At 72.3% G+C, this 16,504-nt stretch carries 16 protein-coding genes and 1 riboswitch; of the genes, 15 read left to right on the top strand and 1 reads right to left on the bottom strand.

All coding sequences use genetic code 11. From position 1 onward, the window contains the following. Window positions 1–41 precede the first annotated feature (41 nt). From ACF07N_RS05930 to ACF07N_RS05910, 5 genes are all read left to right on the top strand, one after another. Entirely contained in the window at window positions 42–434 is a 393-nt protein-coding gene (locus ACF07N_RS05930; RefSeq protein WP_392108983.1) for a YraN family protein, read from the top strand. Continuing rightward, entirely contained in the window at window positions 434–2,059 is a 1,626-nt protein-coding gene (locus ACF07N_RS05925) for a YifB family Mg chelatase-like AAA ATPase (RefSeq protein ID WP_392108980.1), read from the top strand. Before ACF07N_RS05930 ends, ACF07N_RS05925 begins: the two co-directional genes overlap by 1 nt. Continuing rightward, window positions 2,056–3,216, top strand: a complete 1,161-nt coding sequence (gene dprA, locus ACF07N_RS05920; protein WP_392108977.1) for a DNA-processing protein DprA — start codon at window positions 2,056–2,058, stop codon at window positions 3,214–3,216. The genes ACF07N_RS05925 and dprA overlap by 4 nt, the downstream gene beginning before the upstream one ends. A gap of 272 nt (window positions 3,217–3,488) precedes the next feature. Further along, the gene (gene whiG / locus ACF07N_RS05915) at window positions 3,489–4,325 is read left to right on the top strand and encodes an RNA polymerase sigma factor WhiG (protein WP_383325825.1); all 837 of its coding nucleotides are present in this window, start codon (window positions 3,489–3,491) and stop codon (window positions 4,323–4,325) included. Between the two features lie 94 nt (window positions 4,326–4,419). Continuing rightward, entirely contained in the window at window positions 4,420–4,977 is a 558-nt protein-coding gene (locus tag ACF07N_RS05910; protein WP_392111043.1) for a TetR/AcrR family transcriptional regulator, read from the top strand. A gap of 80 nt (window positions 4,978–5,057) precedes the next feature. Here ACF07N_RS05910 and ACF07N_RS05905 read toward each other — a convergent pair whose 3' ends face one another. Continuing rightward, complete coding sequence (locus ACF07N_RS05905) at window positions 5,058–5,753, bottom strand: murein hydrolase activator EnvC family protein (protein WP_392108974.1); 696 nt, start codon at window positions 5,751–5,753, stop codon at window positions 5,058–5,060. 298 nt (window positions 5,754–6,051) lie between these two features. Between ACF07N_RS05905 and rpsB the strand changes: the two genes are divergently transcribed. From rpsB to ACF07N_RS05855, 10 genes are all read left to right on the top strand, one after another. After that, window positions 6,052–6,942, top strand: a complete 891-nt coding sequence (gene rpsB / locus ACF07N_RS05900; RefSeq protein WP_392108971.1) for a 30S ribosomal protein S2 — start codon at window positions 6,052–6,054, stop codon at window positions 6,940–6,942. Window positions 6,943–7,119: 177 nt separating this feature from the next. Further along, the gene (gene tsf / locus ACF07N_RS05895) at window positions 7,120–7,956 is read left to right on the top strand and encodes a translation elongation factor Ts (protein ID WP_383325834.1); all 837 of its coding nucleotides are present in this window, start codon (window positions 7,120–7,122) and stop codon (window positions 7,954–7,956) included. Window positions 7,957–8,140: 184 nt separating this feature from the next. Continuing rightward, window positions 8,141–8,899 (top strand): UMP kinase, encoded by a 759-nt coding sequence (gene pyrH / locus ACF07N_RS05890; RefSeq protein WP_383325837.1) that lies wholly within the window; start codon window positions 8,141–8,143, stop codon window positions 8,897–8,899. Between the two features lie 165 nt (window positions 8,900–9,064). After that, window positions 9,065–9,622 (top strand): ribosome recycling factor, encoded by a 558-nt coding sequence (gene frr, locus ACF07N_RS05885; protein ID WP_006136598.1) that lies wholly within the window; start codon window positions 9,065–9,067, stop codon window positions 9,620–9,622. Then, a complete protein-coding gene (locus tag ACF07N_RS05880; RefSeq protein WP_392108966.1) occupies window positions 9,622–10,794 on the top strand; it encodes a phosphatidate cytidylyltransferase in 1,173 nt (390 codons plus the stop codon). The genes frr and ACF07N_RS05880 overlap by 1 nt, the downstream gene beginning before the upstream one ends. A 124-nt stretch (window positions 10,795–10,918) precedes the next feature. Continuing rightward, the gene (locus tag ACF07N_RS05875; RefSeq protein WP_383326008.1) at window positions 10,919–11,368 is read left to right on the top strand and encodes an SRPBCC family protein; all 450 of its coding nucleotides are present in this window, start codon (window positions 10,919–10,921) and stop codon (window positions 11,366–11,368) included. Between the two features lie 56 nt (window positions 11,369–11,424). Beyond that, on the top strand, window positions 11,425–12,531 hold the full coding sequence (gene rlmN, locus ACF07N_RS05870) for a 23S rRNA (adenine(2503)-C(2))-methyltransferase RlmN (protein WP_392108963.1): 1,107 nt from the start codon (window positions 11,425–11,427) through the stop codon (window positions 12,529–12,531). Window positions 12,532–12,555: 24 nt separating this feature from the next. Beyond that, window positions 12,556–12,660, top strand: a riboswitch (TPP riboswitch). A 124-nt stretch (window positions 12,661–12,784) separates the two neighbouring features. Further along, window positions 12,785–13,822, top strand: a complete 1,038-nt coding sequence (locus ACF07N_RS05865; RefSeq protein WP_383326011.1) for a thiamine ABC transporter substrate binding subunit — start codon at window positions 12,785–12,787, stop codon at window positions 13,820–13,822. After that, window positions 13,798–15,462, top strand: coding sequence for an ABC transporter permease (locus tag ACF07N_RS05860; protein ID WP_392108960.1), 1,665 nt, complete (start codon window positions 13,798–13,800; stop codon window positions 15,460–15,462). Before ACF07N_RS05865 ends, ACF07N_RS05860 begins: the two co-directional genes overlap by 25 nt. Beyond that, window positions 15,463–16,497, top strand: coding sequence for an ABC transporter ATP-binding protein (locus tag ACF07N_RS05855; RefSeq protein ID WP_392108957.1), 1,035 nt, complete (start codon window positions 15,463–15,465; stop codon window positions 16,495–16,497). Window positions 16,498–16,504 lie beyond the last annotated feature (7 nt).

Below are 16,504 nucleotides of genomic sequence, written 5' to 3'. Positions count from 1 at the left end.
GCTGAGCCGTCCACCAAGATCCACTTCGTGGTGGCGGCTGCGTGATCGTTGGCACCGGAGGTGGTGCCGACATGAACGCACGCGGTGCGATGGGCAGGTACGGAGAGACCCTGGCGGCCCGGCGGCTGACGGAGAGCGGCCTGACGGTCCTGGAGCGCAACTGGCGCTCCGGCCGTGCCGGGGAGATCGACATCGTGGCCAGGGACGGGGACGTCCTGGTCGTCTGCGAGGTCAAGACCCGCAGGGAAGGTCCCTTCGAGCATCCGATGGCAGCCGTCACCCCGCGGAAGGCGGCACGGCTGCGGGACCTCGCCGAGCGCTGGATCCAGACCCACGGAGGCGCGCCGCCCGGCGGAGTGCGCATCGACGTGGTCGGGGTGCTGCTGCCGTCCCGCGGCGCGGCCGTGGTCGAACACGTGCGGGGGGTGGCCTGATGGCGTTCGCCCGTACGTGTTCGGTGGCTCTGGTGGGCGTGGAGGGCGTGGTCGTCGAGGTCCAGGCCGACCTCGAACCGGGAGTGGCGGCGTTCACGCTGGTGGGGCTGCCCGACAAGAGCCTCACGGAGAGCCGGGACCGGGTGCGCGCCGCGGTCGTCAACTCGGGAGCGGCCTGGCCGCAGAAGAAGCTCACGGTGGGACTGAGCCCCGCCTCGGTGCCGAAGTCCGGCAGCGGCTTCGACCTGGCCGTCGCGGCGGCGGTCCTGGGCGCGGCGGAGCGCATCGATCCCCGGGTCCTGGCCGACATCGTGATGATCGGCGAACTGGGACTGGACGGCAGGGTGCGGCCGGTCCGGGGGGTGCTGCCGGCGGTGCTGGCGGCGGCGGACGCCGGGTACGAGCAGGTGGTGGTGCCGGAGTGCGCCGCCGCCGAGGCCTCGCTCGTGCCCGGAGTGTCCGTGCTGGGTGTCCGCAGCCTGCGTCAGCTGATCGCCGTCCTGGCCGACGAACCCGTACCCGAAGAGGAACCCGACGAGCGGGGACGCCCGGACCCGCTCCTCGCCGGTCTGCGGGTGCCGGGCACGGGCGCGGCCACCGGCATGCACAGCGCAGGCGCCGCCCAGCACGACCACGGGCAGGATCTCGCGGACGTCGTCGGCCAGACCTCGGCGCGCACGGCGGTGGAGGTGGCCGCGGCCGGTGGGCATCACCTCTTCCTGGAGGGGCCACCGGGGGCCGGCAAGACGATGCTCGCCGAGCGGCTGCCGGCCATCCTGCCCCGGCTCGGCCGCCAGGAGTCGCTGGAGGTCACGGCGGTCCACTCGGTGGCGGGACTGCTGCCGCCGGGCAAGCCGCTGATCGACGTCGCCCCCTACTGCGCCCCGCACCACTCGGCCACCATGCAGGCCCTCGTCGGCGGCGGCCCGGCCGTCGCACGGCCCGGCGCGGTGTCGCTGTCCCACCGAGGCGTGCTGTTTCTGGACGAGACGCCCGAATTCAGCAGCCGGGCGCTGGACGCGCTGCGCCAGCCGCTGGAGGCCGGGCACGTCGTGATCGCCCGCAGCGCCGGCGTGGTGCGCTTCCCGGCGAAGTTCCTCATGGTGCTGGCGGCCAACCCCTGCCCGTGCGGCCGCTTCTCGCAGCGCGACGACCTGTGCGACTGCCCGCCCTCGGCGATCCGCCGCTACCAGGCCAGGCTGTCCGGCCCCCTCCTCGACCGGGTCGACCTGCGCGTCGAGGTGGACCGCGTCACGCGCACGGAATTGACCGCGCGCGGCGCCCGCGGCGAGACCACCGCGACGGTCGCCGACCGGGTCCGGGCCGCCAGGGAGCGCGCGGCGCAGCGCCTGGCCGGAACCCCCTGGCGCACCAACAGCGACGTGCCCGGACGGGAGCTGCGCAGCCGCTGGTACGCCCTGCCCGGTGCGATGGACGAGGCCGAGCGGAACCTGGAGCGGGGCGTCCTGACCGCCCGCGGCCTCGACCGGGTCCTCCGGGTGGCCTGGACCGTCGCCGACCTGGTGGGCCACGACCGCCCCGACGCCACGGACGTCGCCCTGGCGCTGCAACTGCGCACCGGAGTGCCCCGGGGCGTGCCCATGGCCATCGGGGCGCTGACATGAGCGCCGTCGACGCACCGGACGACGACCTGCTCGCCCGCGTCTTCCTCACCCGGGTCATCGAGCCCGGCGACGAGGCCGGAGGGCGCTGGGTGCGGGAGTTCGGGGTCCGGGAGGTGGCGCGGCGGCTCCGGAAGGGCGGGACGGCCCTGCCGGGCGTCAGCGGGAAGCGGTGGGCCGGGCTCCTCGCCCGGGCCGCGGTCGCGCGGCCGGGCCAGGACCTCGCCGCCGCCCGCGACGCCGGGGTGCGGTTCGTGCGCCCCGGCGGCACCGAGTGGCCGGCCCAGCTCGACGACCTCGGGGACGCCCGGCCCCTCGGACTCTGGGTGCGGGGCGGGGCCGCCCTGCGGATGTGGGCGCTGAGGTCCGTGGCCGTCGTCGGCGCCCGCGCCTGCACCGAGTACGGGGCGCACATGGCGGCCGGCCTCGCCGCCGGCCTCGCCGAACAGGGCTGGGTCGTGGTCTCCGGCGGCGCCTACGGCATCGACGGCGCCGCCCACCGCGGAGCGCTCGGCGCGGGCGGCGCCACGATCGCCGTCCTCGCCTGCGGGGTCGACCGTCCCTACCCGCGCGGACACACGCAGCTGATCGGCAGGATCGCCGAACAGGGCCTGGTCGTGGGCGAGCTGCCGCCCGGTGAGCATCCGACCCCCAGCCGGTTCATCCTGCGCAACCGCGTGATCGCGGCCCTCACCCGCGGCACCGTGGTCGTCGAGGCCGCCCACCGCAGCGGTTCCCTCGTCACGGCCCGGGCCGCCCAGCGGCTCGGGCGGCACACCATGGGCGTCCCGGGGCCCGCCACCAGCGCCCTGTCCGCCGGAGTGCACGAGCTGCTGCGCGGCGAGGCCACCCTGGTCACCGACGCCGCGGACGTCGTGGAGCTGGTCGGAGCCATCGGGCAGCTGGCGCCGGACCGGCGCGGCCCCGTGCTGCCCCGGGACCTGCTGGAGCCCGCCACCCGGCAGGTGCTCGCCGCGCTGCCGGGGCGCGGGGCCGCCCCACCGGACGAGATCGCGCGCCGCGCGCAGACCGCGCGGGACGACGCGATCGCGAGACTGTACGAACTCCGAGCACTCGGTTACGTCGAACGACACGGCGACGGCTGGAAGTTGACACGCCAGGCGGTGATGTCGGTGCGCGGTGATCCGGGGCCTGGCTGACCGCCCGGGTTCGGCCGTCCGGGGGAACCCCTACACCCCTTGGAAATGCGCCCAGTTGGGCCTCTCGGGTGATCAGGCCGGGCGACCGTTAGGGCCTGGCGGAGCGCCTTCCGGAACGTATCTGCGCCCCCCTCGACCTCCCTCCTTCGCGCACCGCGACGCCGCAGTCACGCTACGCTCACGAGGATCCCGACACGGACAGGCAACGCGACATCAGACAGACAGCTCACCTCGGCAGCACCACTCCGCAGCAGAACGGCACAAGGCGACGAATGCCCCAGCACACCTCCGGGTCCGACCGGGCGGCGATCCCCCCAGCCGCCCGTGACGGTGGCAGCGTGCGGCCGCCCGCTCCCTCGACGCTCGACGAGCTGTGGCGGTCGTACAAGGCGACGGGGGACGAGCGGCTGCGGGAGCAGCTGATCCTGCACTACTCGCCGCTCGTGAAGTACGTCGCGGGCCGGGTCAGCGTGGGCCTGCCGTCCAACGTCGAGCAGGCGGACTTCGTCTCCTCGGGAGTGTTCGGGCTGATCGACGCGATCGAGAAGTTCGACCTCGACCGGGAGATCAAGTTCGAGACGTACGCGATCACGCGCATCCGCGGCGCGATGATCGACGAGTTGCGGGCGCTGGACTGGATCCCCCGCTCGGTGCGGCAGAAGGCGCGCAACGTCGAGCGGGCCTACGCCACGCTGGAGGCGCGGCTGCGCAGGACGCCGACCGAGGGCGAGGTCGCGGCCGAGATGGGCATCGCGGTGGAGGACCTGCACGCCGTGTTCAGCCAGCTGTCGCTGGCCAACGTGGTGGCGCTGGAGGAACTGCTGCACGGCGGGGCCGACGACGGCCTGAGCGTCATGGACACGCTGGAGGACACCGCCGCCGACAACCCCGTGGAGGTCGCCGAGGACCGTGAGCTGCGGAGGTTCCTGGCGCGGGCGATCAACACGCTGCCCGAGCGGGAGAAGACCGTGGTCACGCTCTACTACTACGAGGGCCTGACCCTGGCCGAGATCGGCAACGTGCTGGGCGTGACCGAGAGCCGGGTCAGCCAGATCCACACCAAGTCCGTGCTCCAGCTGCGAGCCAAACTGGCCGGTTTCGGCCGCTGACCAGGTCGGTCGGGGCCGGGCGGGCAGGAGCCACTCCCGCCGGGCCCGGCGCGTCCGTAGAGTGGTTGACGTGCCAAGGATTCGAGCGGCCTCCGTGGCCGAGCACCGGTCGATGCAGCGAGCCGCCCTGCTGGACGCGGCTCGTTCCTTGTTGTCCGAGGGTGGTACGGAGGCGCTGACCTTCCCGGCCCTCGCCGAGCGGACGGGCCTCGCGCGGTCGAGCGTCTACGAGTACTTCCGGTCACGGGCGGCCGTGGTCGAGGAGCTGTGCGAGGTCGACTTCCCGCTGTGGGCGGCGGAGGTGTCGGCCGCCATGGAGCGGGCGGAGACGGCTGAGGCCAAGGTCGAGGCGTACGTGCGGCAGCAGCTGGAGCTGGTCGGGGACCGGCGGCACCGCGCCGTGGTCGCGATCTCGGCGAGCGAGCTCGACGCGGGGGCCCGGGAGAAGATCCGGGCGGCGCACGGCGGGCTGGTCGCGATGATCGTCGAGGCGCTGGCCGAGATGGGGCACGAGCAGCCGCGGCTCGCGGCGATGCTGGTGCAGGGAGTGGTGGACGCGGCGGTCCGGAGGACCGAGCTCGGAGCGGCGGAGGAGCCCGGGGCGATCACGGAAGCCGCCGTGTCCATGGTTCTGCGGGGCGTGCGGGGCTGAGGTCGTCCGGGCCGGGGTGCGCGGGGCCCGGACCGTTTCTGCCGGTCCCGGTCCGAGCCGGGTCCCGCGGGGGCTCGTCGTCACGCCGGTACCGGGAGCAGCCTGGACGGTCCGCCGCGCAGCAGCCACGGAGGCAGGAGCGTCAGCGGGTTCAGGTACGTCCCGTCCCTGCGCAGGCCCCAGTGCACGCACGTGGCCGCGCAGTGCGAGCCCCTCGCGTCCACCGTGCCGATCACCTGGCCCGGAGCCACCTGGTCGCCTTCCTCGACGGACGCCGTGACCGGCTCGTACGTCGTGCGCAGCGGGGGATCGCCGGTCCCGGTGAGCTCCACCGAGACCACCCCCTTGCCCGCCACCCGGCCCGCGAAGGTCACCCGCCCGGCCGCCACCGCCCGCACCGGTGCCCCGGGCGCCGCCGCCAGGTCCACGCCCCGGTGGCCCGGCCCGTAGACCGTCGCCGGCGGTTCCCAGCCGCGCAGCACCGGGGGGCGCAGGCCGACCGGCCAGGCACGCCCCACCGCCGGCACGGTGCCGCCCGCGCCCGGCCCCGTGCCGCCCGCGCCCGGCCCCGTGTCGTCCGCGGCCGCCCCGGTGCCCTCCCCGGCCGCCACAGCGACTGCCGCGGCCGTGACGTCAGCGGCCGTGACGTCAGCGGCCATGACGTCCGCGGACGGCGGCCCGGCGGCCGGCCGCGGGCCCGCGGCGAACAGGGGTGGCGGGGGTGCCAGCAGGACGGCCGCCGTGAGGGTCGGCAGCAGGACCAGACGCGTGGTCACGCGCACACATCGCTTCGCTCGCATGGCCCGAAGCCTTCCGGAAAGCCGCACTCACCGCCCGGGCCTGTGGACCGGCACCCGGTTGTGGACAACGGCGTCACCCGGGGCCTCGCCGGTCCCGTACACTTCTGGTGGCGACCCGGGCCACCGGGTCGACTTCGCACGCCCCGATACGACGTCCGGCAACGGGCCGTATCTGCGCCCCTCGGTCCCTCGTGGCACGGCGCGCAGCGGGCGTCAGGCGCGGAAGCCGTCCGGCATCCGCGGCACAACCGAGAACATTCAAGGAGATACGGCCATGGCCGTCGTCACGATGCGGGAGCTGCTGGAGAGCGGCGTCCACTTCGGTCACCAGACCCGTCGTTGGAACCCGAAGATGAAGCGCTTCATCTTCACGGAGCGCAACGGCATCTACATCATCGACCTGCTCCAGTCGCTGTCGTACATCGACCGCGCCTACGAGTTCGTCAAGGAGACCGTCGCCCACGGCGGCACGGTCATGTTCGTCGGCACCAAGAAGCAGGCGCAGGAGGCCATCGCCGAGCAGGCCACCCGCGTCGGCATGCCCTACGTCAACCAGCGCTGGCTGGGCGGCATGCTCACCAACTTCTCGACCGTCTACAAGCGCCTGCAGCGCCTGAAGGAGCTCGAGCAGATCGACTTCGAGGATGTGGCCGCGTCCGGCCTCACCAAGAAGGAGCTGCTGGTCCTCTCCCGCGAGAAGGCCAAGCTGGAGAAGACCCTCGGCGGTATCCGCGAGATGCAGAAGGTGCCCAGCGCCGTCTGGATCGTGGACACCAAGAAGGAGCACATCGCCGTTGGTGAGGCCCGGAAGCTGAACATCCCGGTCGTCGCGATCCTCGACACCAACTGCGACCCCGACGAGGTCGACTACAAGATCCCGGGCAACGACGACGCGATCCGCTCCGTCACCCTGCTCACCCGCGTCATCGCCGACGCCGTCGCCGAGGGCCTCATCGCCCGCAGCGGTGTCGCCACCGAGGGCAAGGGCGAGAAGGCCGCCGGCGAGCCGCTGGCCGAGTGGGAGCGCGACCTGCTCGAGGGCGAGAAGAAGGCCGACGAGGCCGCCCCCGCCGCCGAGGCCGCTCCGGCCGCCGAGGCTGCCCCGGCCGCCGAGGCCGAGCAGCCGGCCGAGGGCGAGAAGCCGGCCGAGGCCGAGCAGGCCTGACCCGTCAGTCCGCGTTGACGGCGGGAGCGGCACTCCATCACCAGGCGCCTTCGGCGCGATGAAGTCCGCTCCCGCCGTTCACCCGTAGGTCAGCGGAAGGACAGCACCCCCGGGCTCCATGGGGGTGCATCCCGCAGATCTTCGATCTTCCAGACTTCGAGAAAGATTCACAGACTCATGGCGAACTACACCGCCGCCGACGTCAAGAAGCTCCGCGAGCTCACGGGCGCCGGCATGATGGACTGCAAGAAGGCGCTGGACGAGGCCGACGGCAACGTCGAGAAGGCTGTCGAGGCGCTCCGCATCAAGGGCCAGAAGGGCGTCGCCAAGCGCGAGGGCCGCTCCGCCGAGAACGGCGCCGTGGTCTCGATCATCGCCGACGACAACTCCTCCGGCGTCCTCGTCGAGCTGAAGTGCGAGACGGACTTCGTCGCCAAGGGCGAGAAGTTCCAGGCCGTGGCCACCGCCATCGCCGAGCACGTCGCCAAGACCTCCCCGGCCGACCTGGAGGCCCTGCTCGCCTCCGAGATCGAGGCCGGCAAGACCGTCCAGGCGTTCGTGGACGAGGCCAACGCCAACCTGGGCGAGAAGATCGTCCTGGACCGCTTCGCGCAGTTCGCCGACGGCTACGTCACCGCGTACATGCACCGCACGATGCCCGACCTGCCCCCGCAGATCGGTGTCCTCGTCGAGCTGGACAAGCCGAACGCGGAGATCGCCAAGGGCGTCGCCCAGCACATCGCCGCCTTCGCGCCGAAGTACCTCTCCAAGGAGGACGTGCCGGCCGAGGTCGTCGAGTCCGAGCGCCGCGTCGCCGAGGAGACCACCCGCGCCGAGGGCAAGCCCGAGGCCGCCCTGCCGAAGATCGTCGAGGGTCGCCTCAACGGCTTCTTCAAGGACGCCACGCTGCTCGGCCAGCCGTACGCGCTCGACAACAAGAAGTCCGTCCAGAAGGTTCTGGACGAGGCCGGTGTCACCCTGAAGCGCTTCACGCGCATCAAGGTCGGCATCTGAGTCCGTACCGCGATCGACGCGCGACCCCGATAGGGTCGACAGCAGTCGTCCGCGTACGCCGTCACAGGGGTGACGGACGACAGCAGATCTGACGAGGAGGCCATTGCCGTATGGGATGCGAAACACGCCCCACCGGCAATGGCCTTCCTCGCATGTGCACCACGTGAAAGAGGCGGGATCCCCCATGACCACCAAGGCCCAGAAGAGCGACGACGGCAAAGTACGCGGCCGGTTTCTGCTGAAGCTGTCCGGAGAGGCCTTCTCCGGCGGTGGGGGCCTGGGCGTCGACCCCGACGTGGTGCACAAGATCGCCCGCGAGATCGCGGCCGTCGTGCGCGACGGAGCGCAGATCGCGGTGGTCATCGGCGGCGGCAACTTCTTCCGCGGCGCCGAACTCCAGCAGCGCGGCATGGACCGGGCCCGCTCCGACTACATGGGCATGCTCGGCACGGTCATGAACTGCCTCGCCCTGCAGGACTTCCTGGAGAAGGTCGGCGTGGACTGCCGCGTGCAGACCGCCATCACCATGGGCCAGGTCGCCGAGCCCTACATCCCGCTGCGTGCCGTACGGCACCTGGAGAAGGGCCGTGTGGTGATCTTCGGCGCCGGTATGGGCATGCCGTACTTCTCCACCGACACCACCGCCGCCCAGCGTGCCCTGGAGATCGACGCCGAGGCGCTGCTGATGGGCAAGAACGGTGTGGACGGGGTCTACGACTCCGACCCGAAGACCAACCCGGACGCCGTGAAGTTCGACCACCTCGGCTACGGCGAGGTCATCACCCGCGACCTGAAGGTCGCCGACGCCACGGCCGTGACGCTGTGCCGCGACAACAAGCTCCCGATCGTGGTCTTCGAGCTGCTCGCGGAGGGCAACATCGCGCGCGCCGTCAAGGGTGAGAAGATCGGCACGCTGGTGGGGGAACCCGGCAGCCGGGACTGAGGCACCGCACCAACCCCGTCCGGGGGACGGACGGGACGGAGCCGGGCCGGGGGATGGACAATGTCCTGCCGGTCGGGAACCGTGCAGGAAGAAGACGCGACGCAGCCGGCCGCCGCCCCACATGGAACCGCAGCCGGGCCTACTCAAGACACGCAGGAGCAAGTGGTGATCGAAGAGACCCTCCTCGAGGCCGAGGAGAAGATGGAGAAGGCCGTCGTGGTCGCCAAGGAGGACTTCGCCGCGATCCGCACCGGCCGTGCGCACCCGGCGATGTTCAACAAGATCGTGGCCGACTACTACGGCGCGCCGACGCCGATCAACCAGCTGGCCTCGTTCTCCGTGCCCGAGCCGCGCATGGCCGTGGTGACGCCGTTCGACAAGAGCGCGCTGCGCAACATCGAGCAGGCCATCCGCGACTCCGACCTGGGCGTCAACCCCAGCAACGACGGCAACATCATCCGGGTGGTGTTCCCCGAGCTGACCGAGGAGCGCCGCCGCGAGTACATCAAGGTCGCCAAGGGCAAGGGCGAGGACGCGAAGATCTCGATCCGCTCCGTGCGCCGCAAGGCCAAGGAAGCCATCGACAAGCTGATCAAGGACGGCGAGGTCGGCGAGGACGAGGGCCGCCGTGCGGAGAAGGAGCTCGACGACACCACCGCGAAGTACGTCGCGCAGGTGGACGAGCTCCTGAAGCACAAGGAAGCGGAGCTTCTCGAAGTCTGATGAACGACTCTTCCTGGGGGGCGCCGCCACAGGCCGGGTACTGGGGGCCCACCGATCAAGGGCTCGGCCACGGACCCGCGCAGGGTCATGGCCCGGGGCCTGTGCACGGTCATGGCCACGGGACCGTGCAGGGGCAGGGCCACGGACACGTCCGGGGGGCGGCCCCGGCGGGTCCCGCATACGATGCGCGAGAAGCGCCTCACACTCGCCCCATGCCCATCGTGCCCGACGTAGCCGCACACGGCGGAAACCAGGACGACGACCGGGGGGCCGCTTCGCCGAGCGGCCCCCCGGTCCGGAACGAGACGAACCCGGAGCCCATGCCCGACGCCTCGCAGCCGGCACCCAAGCCGAAGAAGAGCGCGGGTCGCGACCTCAGTGCCGCGATAGGGGTCGGCGTCGGGCTCGGCGCGGTGATCGTCGCCTCGCTGTTCATCGTCAAGGCCGTGTTCGTCGGGGTCGTCGCGGTCGCCGTGGTGGTGGGCCTGTGGGAGCTGACCAAGCGGCTCGACGAACGCAAGGGCATCCGGGCACCGCTCGTGCCGCTCGCGCTCGGCGGTGCCGCGATGGTCGTCGCCGGGTACGTCCGGGGCGCCGAGGGCGCGTGGGTCGCGATGGCGCTCACGGCGCTGGCCGTCCTCGTCTGGCGCATGACGGAACCGCCTGAGAACTACCTCAGGGACGTCACGGCCGGCGTCTTCGCGGCGTTCTACGTGCCGTTCCTGGCGACGTTCGTCGCGATGATGCTGACCGCGGACGACGGCCCGCAGCGGGTGCTCACCTTCCTGCTGCTCACCGTCGTCAGCGACACCGGCGCCTACGCCGTCGGCTGGCGCTTCGGCCGGACGAAGCTCGCGCCGCGCATCAGCCCCGGCAAGACCCGTGAGGGCCTGCTCGGGGCGGTCTCCTTCGCCATGGCCGTGGGCGCGCTGTGCATGCAGTTCCTCATCGACGACGGCGCCTGGTGGCAGGGCCTGGTCCTGGGCCTCGCGGTCGCGGTCAGCGCCACGCTCGGCGACCTCGGCGAGTCCATGATCAAGCGGGACCTCGGCATCAAGGACATGGGCACGCTGCTGCCGGGGCACGGCGGCATCATGGACCGGCTCGACTCGCTGCTGCCGACGGCTCCGGTCGTCTGGCTGCTGCTGGTCCTCTTCGTCGGCTCCGGCTGAGCCGACCGGTACACGTGAGGCGAGCTCCTGCCCGGTCCCGGGCGGGGGCTCGCCGCCGTTTCCGCGGGTGCCGCCGAGGGCCCCGGGTGGGACGATGCAGATATCCCTCCCCGAGGAGGCCATCGTGTCCGCCATCAAGGAAACCGTCGACGTCGACTGCCGTCCCGAGGACGTCTACGACTACGTCACGAACACCGAGAAGATGCCGGAGTGGCAGCTGAGCGCCGTGTCCGCGGAGCGCCTCGACGAAGGGCCCGTCGGCGTCGGCACCCGGGTCCGCGTCACCCGGCACGTCGGCCGTCGTGTCATGCCGATGACCATGGAGGTCACCGAGTACGACCCGCCGCACAGCTGGGGCATGCGCGGGGTCGACGGCCCGGTCCGCGCCCGGGTGCACGGCGAGGTCGAGCCGTTCGACGAGGGCCGCCGCTCCCACGTCACGATCGCCGTCGACTTCGAGGGCCACGGCGTCGGAAAGGCCCTGGTCCCGCTCGTCGTCCGTCCCCAGGTCCGCAAGGAGCTGCCGCGCAATGAGCGGCTGCTGAAGGAGCGGCTGGAGCACGCGGGCGGATAGGCCGGGGCGCCCGATGCCGCGGGTCACCCGATTTGATCTGCGACACTGGTACAGCCATGCCTAAGCCCGGAGAACTCACTTTCGTAGCCCCGCGCGGAGCCAAGAAGCCGCCGCGGCATCTCGCCGATCTCACTCCTGCCGAGCGCAAGGAGGCCGTCGCTGCTGCCGGGGAGAAGCCGTTTCGCGCCAAGCAGCTCTCGCAGCACTACTTCGCGCGGTACGCGCACGATCCGGAGCAGTGGACCGACATCCCGGCCGGGTCCCGCGAGCGGCTGCGGGAAGCGCTGCTGCCCGAGCTGATGACCGTCGTGCGGCACCTGTCGACCGACCAGGGCACCACGCGCAAGACCCTGTGGCGGCTGTTCGACGGGACGCTCGTCGAGTCCGTGCTGATGCGCTACCCGGACCGGGTGACCATGTGCATCAGCTCGCAGGCCGGATGCGGGATGAACTGCCCGTTCTGCGCGACGGGGCAGGCGGGTCTCGACCGGAACCTGTCCACCGCCGAGATCGTGCACCAGATCGTGGACGGGATGCGCGCCCTCAGGGACGGCGAGGTGCCCGGCGGTCCCGCGCGGCTCAGCAACATCGTCTTCATGGGCATGGGCGAGCCGCTCGCCAACTACAACCGGGTCATCGGGTCCATCCGGCGGCTCACCGACCCCGAGCCCGACGGGCTGGGGCTCTCGCAGCGCGGCATCACCGTCTCGACGGTCGGGCTCGTCCCGGCCATCCACCGGTTCGCCGACGAGGGCTTCAAGTGCCGCCTCGCCATCTCGCTGCACGCCCCGGACGACGAGCTGCGCGACACCCTCGTGCCGGTGAACACGCGCTGGAAGGTGCGCGAGGTGCTGGACGCCGGCTTCGAGTACAGCGCCAAGTCCGGGCGCCGGCTGTCCATCGAGTACGCCCTCATCCGGGACATCAACGACCAGGCCTGGCGCGGCGACCGGCTCGGCCGGATGCTCAAGGGCCGTCCCGTGCACGTCAACCTCATCCCGCTCAACCCGACGCCGGGGTCGAAGTGGACGGCCTCGCGGCCGGAGGACGAGAAGGCGTTCGTGGAGGCCATCGCCGCGCACGGTGTGCCGGTGACGATCCGGGACACCCGTGGTCAGGAGATCGACGGGGCGTGTGGTCAGCTCGCGGCCACCGAACGGTAGTCTGATCGCCGTACCCACACCTTCATATTCCGACAGGGGAGCGCCACAGCGCTGAGAGTGCGGCACGGCCGCAGACCCTCCGAACCTGGCCCAGGTCATTCTGGGTAGGGAGATCGGTCATCACTCGAGCTGTTGCGCCCTGCCCGGGACCTCGGACGTCCCGGGCGGGGCCGCGTCTTCTCCTGGTCACTCCAGGAGGAATCCAGTGATCCACACCATCAAGCGGCTGACGGCGACGGTCGTCGGACTCGGCATGGCCGGCACGCTCGCCGCGTGCGGCTCGTCCGGCGGCGACGAGGCCTCCGGCGACTCCAAGACCGTGACGCTCGTCAGCCACGACTCGTGGGCCGCGTCCAAGGACGTGATCGCGGCGTTCGAGAAGCAGTCCGGCTACAAGGTCCGCGTCCTCGAGGACGGCGACGCCGGGCAGGCCGTGAACAAGGCCATCCTGACCAAGGACAACCCGCAGGGCGACGTCTTCTTCGGCGTCGACAACACCCTGCTGTCCCGCGCCCTCGACAACGGCCTGTTCCAGCCGTACCGGGCGAAGGGCTCGGAGCGGATCAAGGCCGAGTACCGGGCCGATCCGGAGCGGCACCGTGTCACGCCCGTCGACACCGGCGACATCTGCGTCAACTACGACAAGAAGTACTTCGCCGACCGCGACCTGGAACCGCCGCGCAGCTTCGACGACCTGGCCAAGCCCGCGTACAAGAACCTGCTGGTCACCGAGAACGCCTCCGCGTCCTCGCCCGGCCTCGGCTTCCTGCTCGGCACCGTCGCACGGTACGGGGACGACGGCTGGGAGGGCTACTGGCTGAAGCTCAAGGCCAACGGCGTGAAGGTCGTCGACGGTTGGGAGCAGGCCTACAACGAGGAGTTCTCCGGCTCCGCCGGCGGCAGGAAGGCCAAGGGCGACCGGCCGCTCGTCGTGTCGTACGCCTCCTCGCCGCCCGCCGAGGTCCTCTTCGCCGACCCCAGGCCTGGCACCGCCCCGACCGGGGTGGCCGAGGGCACCTGCTTCCGGCAGGTCGAGTACGCCGGTCTGCTGAGCAACGCCCGCAACGCCGAGGGCGGCAAGGCCCTGCTCGACTTCCTGGTCGGCAAGCGGTTCCAGGAGGACATGCCGCTCAACATGTTCGTCTACCCGGTGACGGAGGATGCCCAGGTGCCGCCGGAGTTCGGGAAGTACGGGCCGCAGGCGAAGGCCCCGGAGACCATGGACCCGGCGAAGATCGCCGACCGCCGTGACCAGTGGGTCAAGTCGTGGACCTCGCTCGTCCTCAAGTGACCGGCCGCACGCGGGGCGCGGCGGCGCGGCTCGGTCTGCTGGCCGTGCCCGTCGCGTTCTTCGCGGTCTTCTTCGCCTACCCCGTCGCCGCGATCGTCGCGCGCGGTCTGAAGGCCGACGGGGTGTGGCACCCCGGGCGGATCGCGGAGGTGCTCGCACAGTCCGACGTGCGGCACGTCCTGTGGTTCACCACCTGGCAGGCGCTCGTCTCCACCGCGCTCACCCTGCTGCTCGCGCTCCCCGGCGCGTACGTCTTCGCGCGCCTGGAGTTCCCCGGCAAGCAGGTGCTGCGGGCGGTCGTCACCGTGCCGTTCGTGCTGCCCACGGTCGTCGTCGGCACGGCGTTCCTGGCGCTGGTCGGGCGCGGGGGGCTGCTCGACGAGCTGTGGGGCGTACGGCTGGACACCACCGTGTGGGCGATCCTGCTCGCCCACGTCTTCTTCAACTACGCGGTCGTCGTGCGGACCGTCGGCGGGCTCTGGGCGCAGCTGGACCCGCGGCAGGAAGAGGCCGCGCGGATGCTCGGCGCGTCCCGTGCGCGAGCCTGGCGGCAGGTCACCCTGCCGGCCCTCGCCCCGGCCGTGGCGGCCGCCGCGCTCATGGTTTTCCTGTTCACCTTCACCTCCTTCGGGGTCGTCCAGATCCTCGGCGGGCCCACCTTCTCCACCTTGGAGGTGGAGATCTACCGGCAGACCTCCGAGATCTTCGACCTGTCCACGGCGGCCGTGCTGACGCTGATCCAGTTCGGCGCGGTGGGCGCGATCCTCGCCCTGCACGCCTGGACCGTACGGCGGCGCGAGACCGCGCTGCGGCTGGTGGACCCGTCCGTGACCGCGCGCCGGCCGCGCGGCGCCGGGCAGTGGGCGCTGCTGGGCGGGGTCCTCGCCACCGTCGCCGTCCTGCTCCTGCTGCCGCTCGCCGTGCTGGTGCAGCGGTCCCTGGACGCGCCCGGCCTCGGCTACTACCGGGCGCTGACCCGGGAGGACGGGGGAGTGTTCCTGGTCCCGCCGATCGAGGCGATCGGCAACTCCCTGTCGTACGCGGTCGCCGCCACGCTCATCGCCGTGGTGATCGGCGGGCTGGCCGCCGTCGCGCTGACCCGGCGGGACGCCGGGCGGTTCGTGCGCGGCTTCGACGCGCTGCTGATGCTGCCGCTCGGGGTGTCGGCGGTGACCGTCGGGTTCGGCTTCCTGATCGCCCTCGACGAGCCGCCGCTGGATCTGCGCTCCTCGTGGATCCTGGTGCCGCTCGCGCAGGCGCTGGTCGGGGTGCCGTTCGTGGTGCGGACCATGCTGCCCGTGCTGCGGGCCGTGGACACCCGGCTGCGGGAGGCGGCCGCGGTGCTCGGGGCCTCGCCCTGGCGGGTGTGGCGGGAGGTGGACCTGCCGCTGGTGCGGCGGGCGCTGCTGATCGCGGCCGGGTTCGCCTTCGCGGTGTCGCTCGGGGAGTTCGGGGCGACGGTGTTCATCGCGCGGCCCGACAACCCGACGCTGCCGGTGGCGGTGGCCCGGCTGCTGGGACGGCCCGGGGAGCTCAACTACGGGCAGGCGATGGCCCTGTCGACGATTCTGATGGTGGTGTGCGCGGTGGCGCTGCTGGTGCTGGAGCGGCTGCGCACGGACCGGACGGGGGAGTTCTAGATGCTGCTGAGCCTGGAGGGCGCGACGGTCCGTTTCGGTGGCCGGGCCGCGCTGGACGCCGTCGGTCTCGAGGTCGCCGAGCACGAGATCGTGTGCGTGCTCGGGCCGAGCGGCAGCGGCAAGTCGACGCTGCTGCGGGTGGTGGCCGGGTTGCAGCCACTGGACTCCGGCCGGGTCCTGCTCGACGGGCGTGACCAGGCCGGCGTGCCCGCGCACCGGCGGGGCGTGGGGCTGATGTTCCAGGACCACCAGCTCTTCCCGCAGCGGGACGTGGGCGGGAACGTCGCCTTCGGCCTGCGCATGCACGGGGCGTCCAAGCGGGAACAGGGCGAACGCGTCCGGGAGTTGCTGGAGCTCGTCGGGCTGCCGGGTGCGGGGCGCCGGGCCGTCGCCGCGCTGTCCGGCGGGGAGCAGCAGCGGGTGGCGCTGGCCCGGGCCCTGGCGCCCAGTCCCCGGCTGCTGATGCTGGACGAGCCGCTGGGCCAGCTCGACCGCTCGCTGCGGGAGCGGCTGGTCGTCGAACTGAAGGAACTGTTCGGGAGACTGGGCACCACCGTGCTCGCCGTGACGCACGACCAGGGCGAGGCCTTCGCGCTCGCCGACCGGGTCGTGGTCATGCGGGACGGGCGGATCGCCCAGTCCGGCACGCCGCTGGAGGTGTGGCAGCGGCCCGCCGACGCGTTCGTGGCCCGCTTCCTCGGCTTCGAGAACGTCGTCGAGGCGACGGTCGGCGCGGCGGCGGCGGACACGCCGTGGGGCAAGGTGCCGGTGCCCGAGGGCGCGCCGCAGGGCACGCGAACGCTGCTCGTGCGGCCGGCCGGGGTGCGGCTGGTGCCCGCCGACGCGGGACTGCGCTGCACGGTGGCCGCGCGCACCTTCCGGGGCACGCATGTCGCCGTCCACCTCCAGCCCGCCGGCGCCCCGCGCCTGGAGGCGGCGTGCGCGCTGCGGGCGGCGCCCGAGGTGGGGGAGGAGGTCGGCGTGGAGTTCGATCCGGCGGACATCGTGGTGCTCGACCGGGGGCCGGCCGCCTAGGGCGCCG

Source organism: Streptomyces sp. NPDC015242, from assembly GCF_043079125.1.
In the GTDB taxonomy this organism is placed as follows: domain Bacteria; phylum Actinomycetota; class Actinomycetes; order Streptomycetales; family Streptomycetaceae; genus Streptomyces.
This window is presented reverse-complemented; position numbering and strand designations above follow the sequence as displayed.

What these genes read in the sequence shown, in the direction of transcription:
- ACF07N_RS05925 (WP_392108980.1), top strand. Translation starts at nt 434, where the DNA reads ATGGCGTTCGCCCGTACGTGTTCGGTGGCTCTGGTGGGCGTGGAGGGC.
- dprA (WP_392108977.1), top strand. Translation starts at nt 2,056, where the DNA reads ATGAGCGCCGTCGACGCACCGGACGACGACCTGCTCGCCCGCGTCTTC.
- whiG (WP_383325825.1), top strand. Translation starts at nt 3,489, where the DNA reads ATGCCCCAGCACACCTCCGGGTCCGACCGGGCGGCGATCCCCCCAGCC.
- rpsB (WP_392108971.1), top strand. Translation starts at nt 6,052, where the DNA reads ATGGCCGTCGTCACGATGCGGGAGCTGCTGGAGAGCGGCGTCCACTTC.
- tsf (WP_383325834.1), top strand. Translation starts at nt 7,120, where the DNA reads ATGGCGAACTACACCGCCGCCGACGTCAAGAAGCTCCGCGAGCTCACG.
- pyrH (WP_383325837.1), top strand. Translation starts at nt 8,141, where the DNA reads ATGACCACCAAGGCCCAGAAGAGCGACGACGGCAAAGTACGCGGCCGG.
- ACF07N_RS05880 (WP_392108966.1), top strand. Translation starts at nt 9,622, where the DNA reads ATGAACGACTCTTCCTGGGGGGCGCCGCCACAGGCCGGGTACTGGGGG.
- rlmN (WP_392108963.1), top strand. Translation starts at nt 11,425, where the DNA reads ATGCCTAAGCCCGGAGAACTCACTTTCGTAGCCCCGCGCGGAGCCAAG.
- ACF07N_RS05865 (WP_383326011.1), top strand. Translation starts at nt 12,785, where the DNA reads ATGGCCGGCACGCTCGCCGCGTGCGGCTCGTCCGGCGGCGACGAGGCC.
- ACF07N_RS05855 (WP_392108957.1), top strand. Translation starts at nt 15,463, where the DNA reads ATGCTGCTGAGCCTGGAGGGCGCGACGGTCCGTTTCGGTGGCCGGGCC.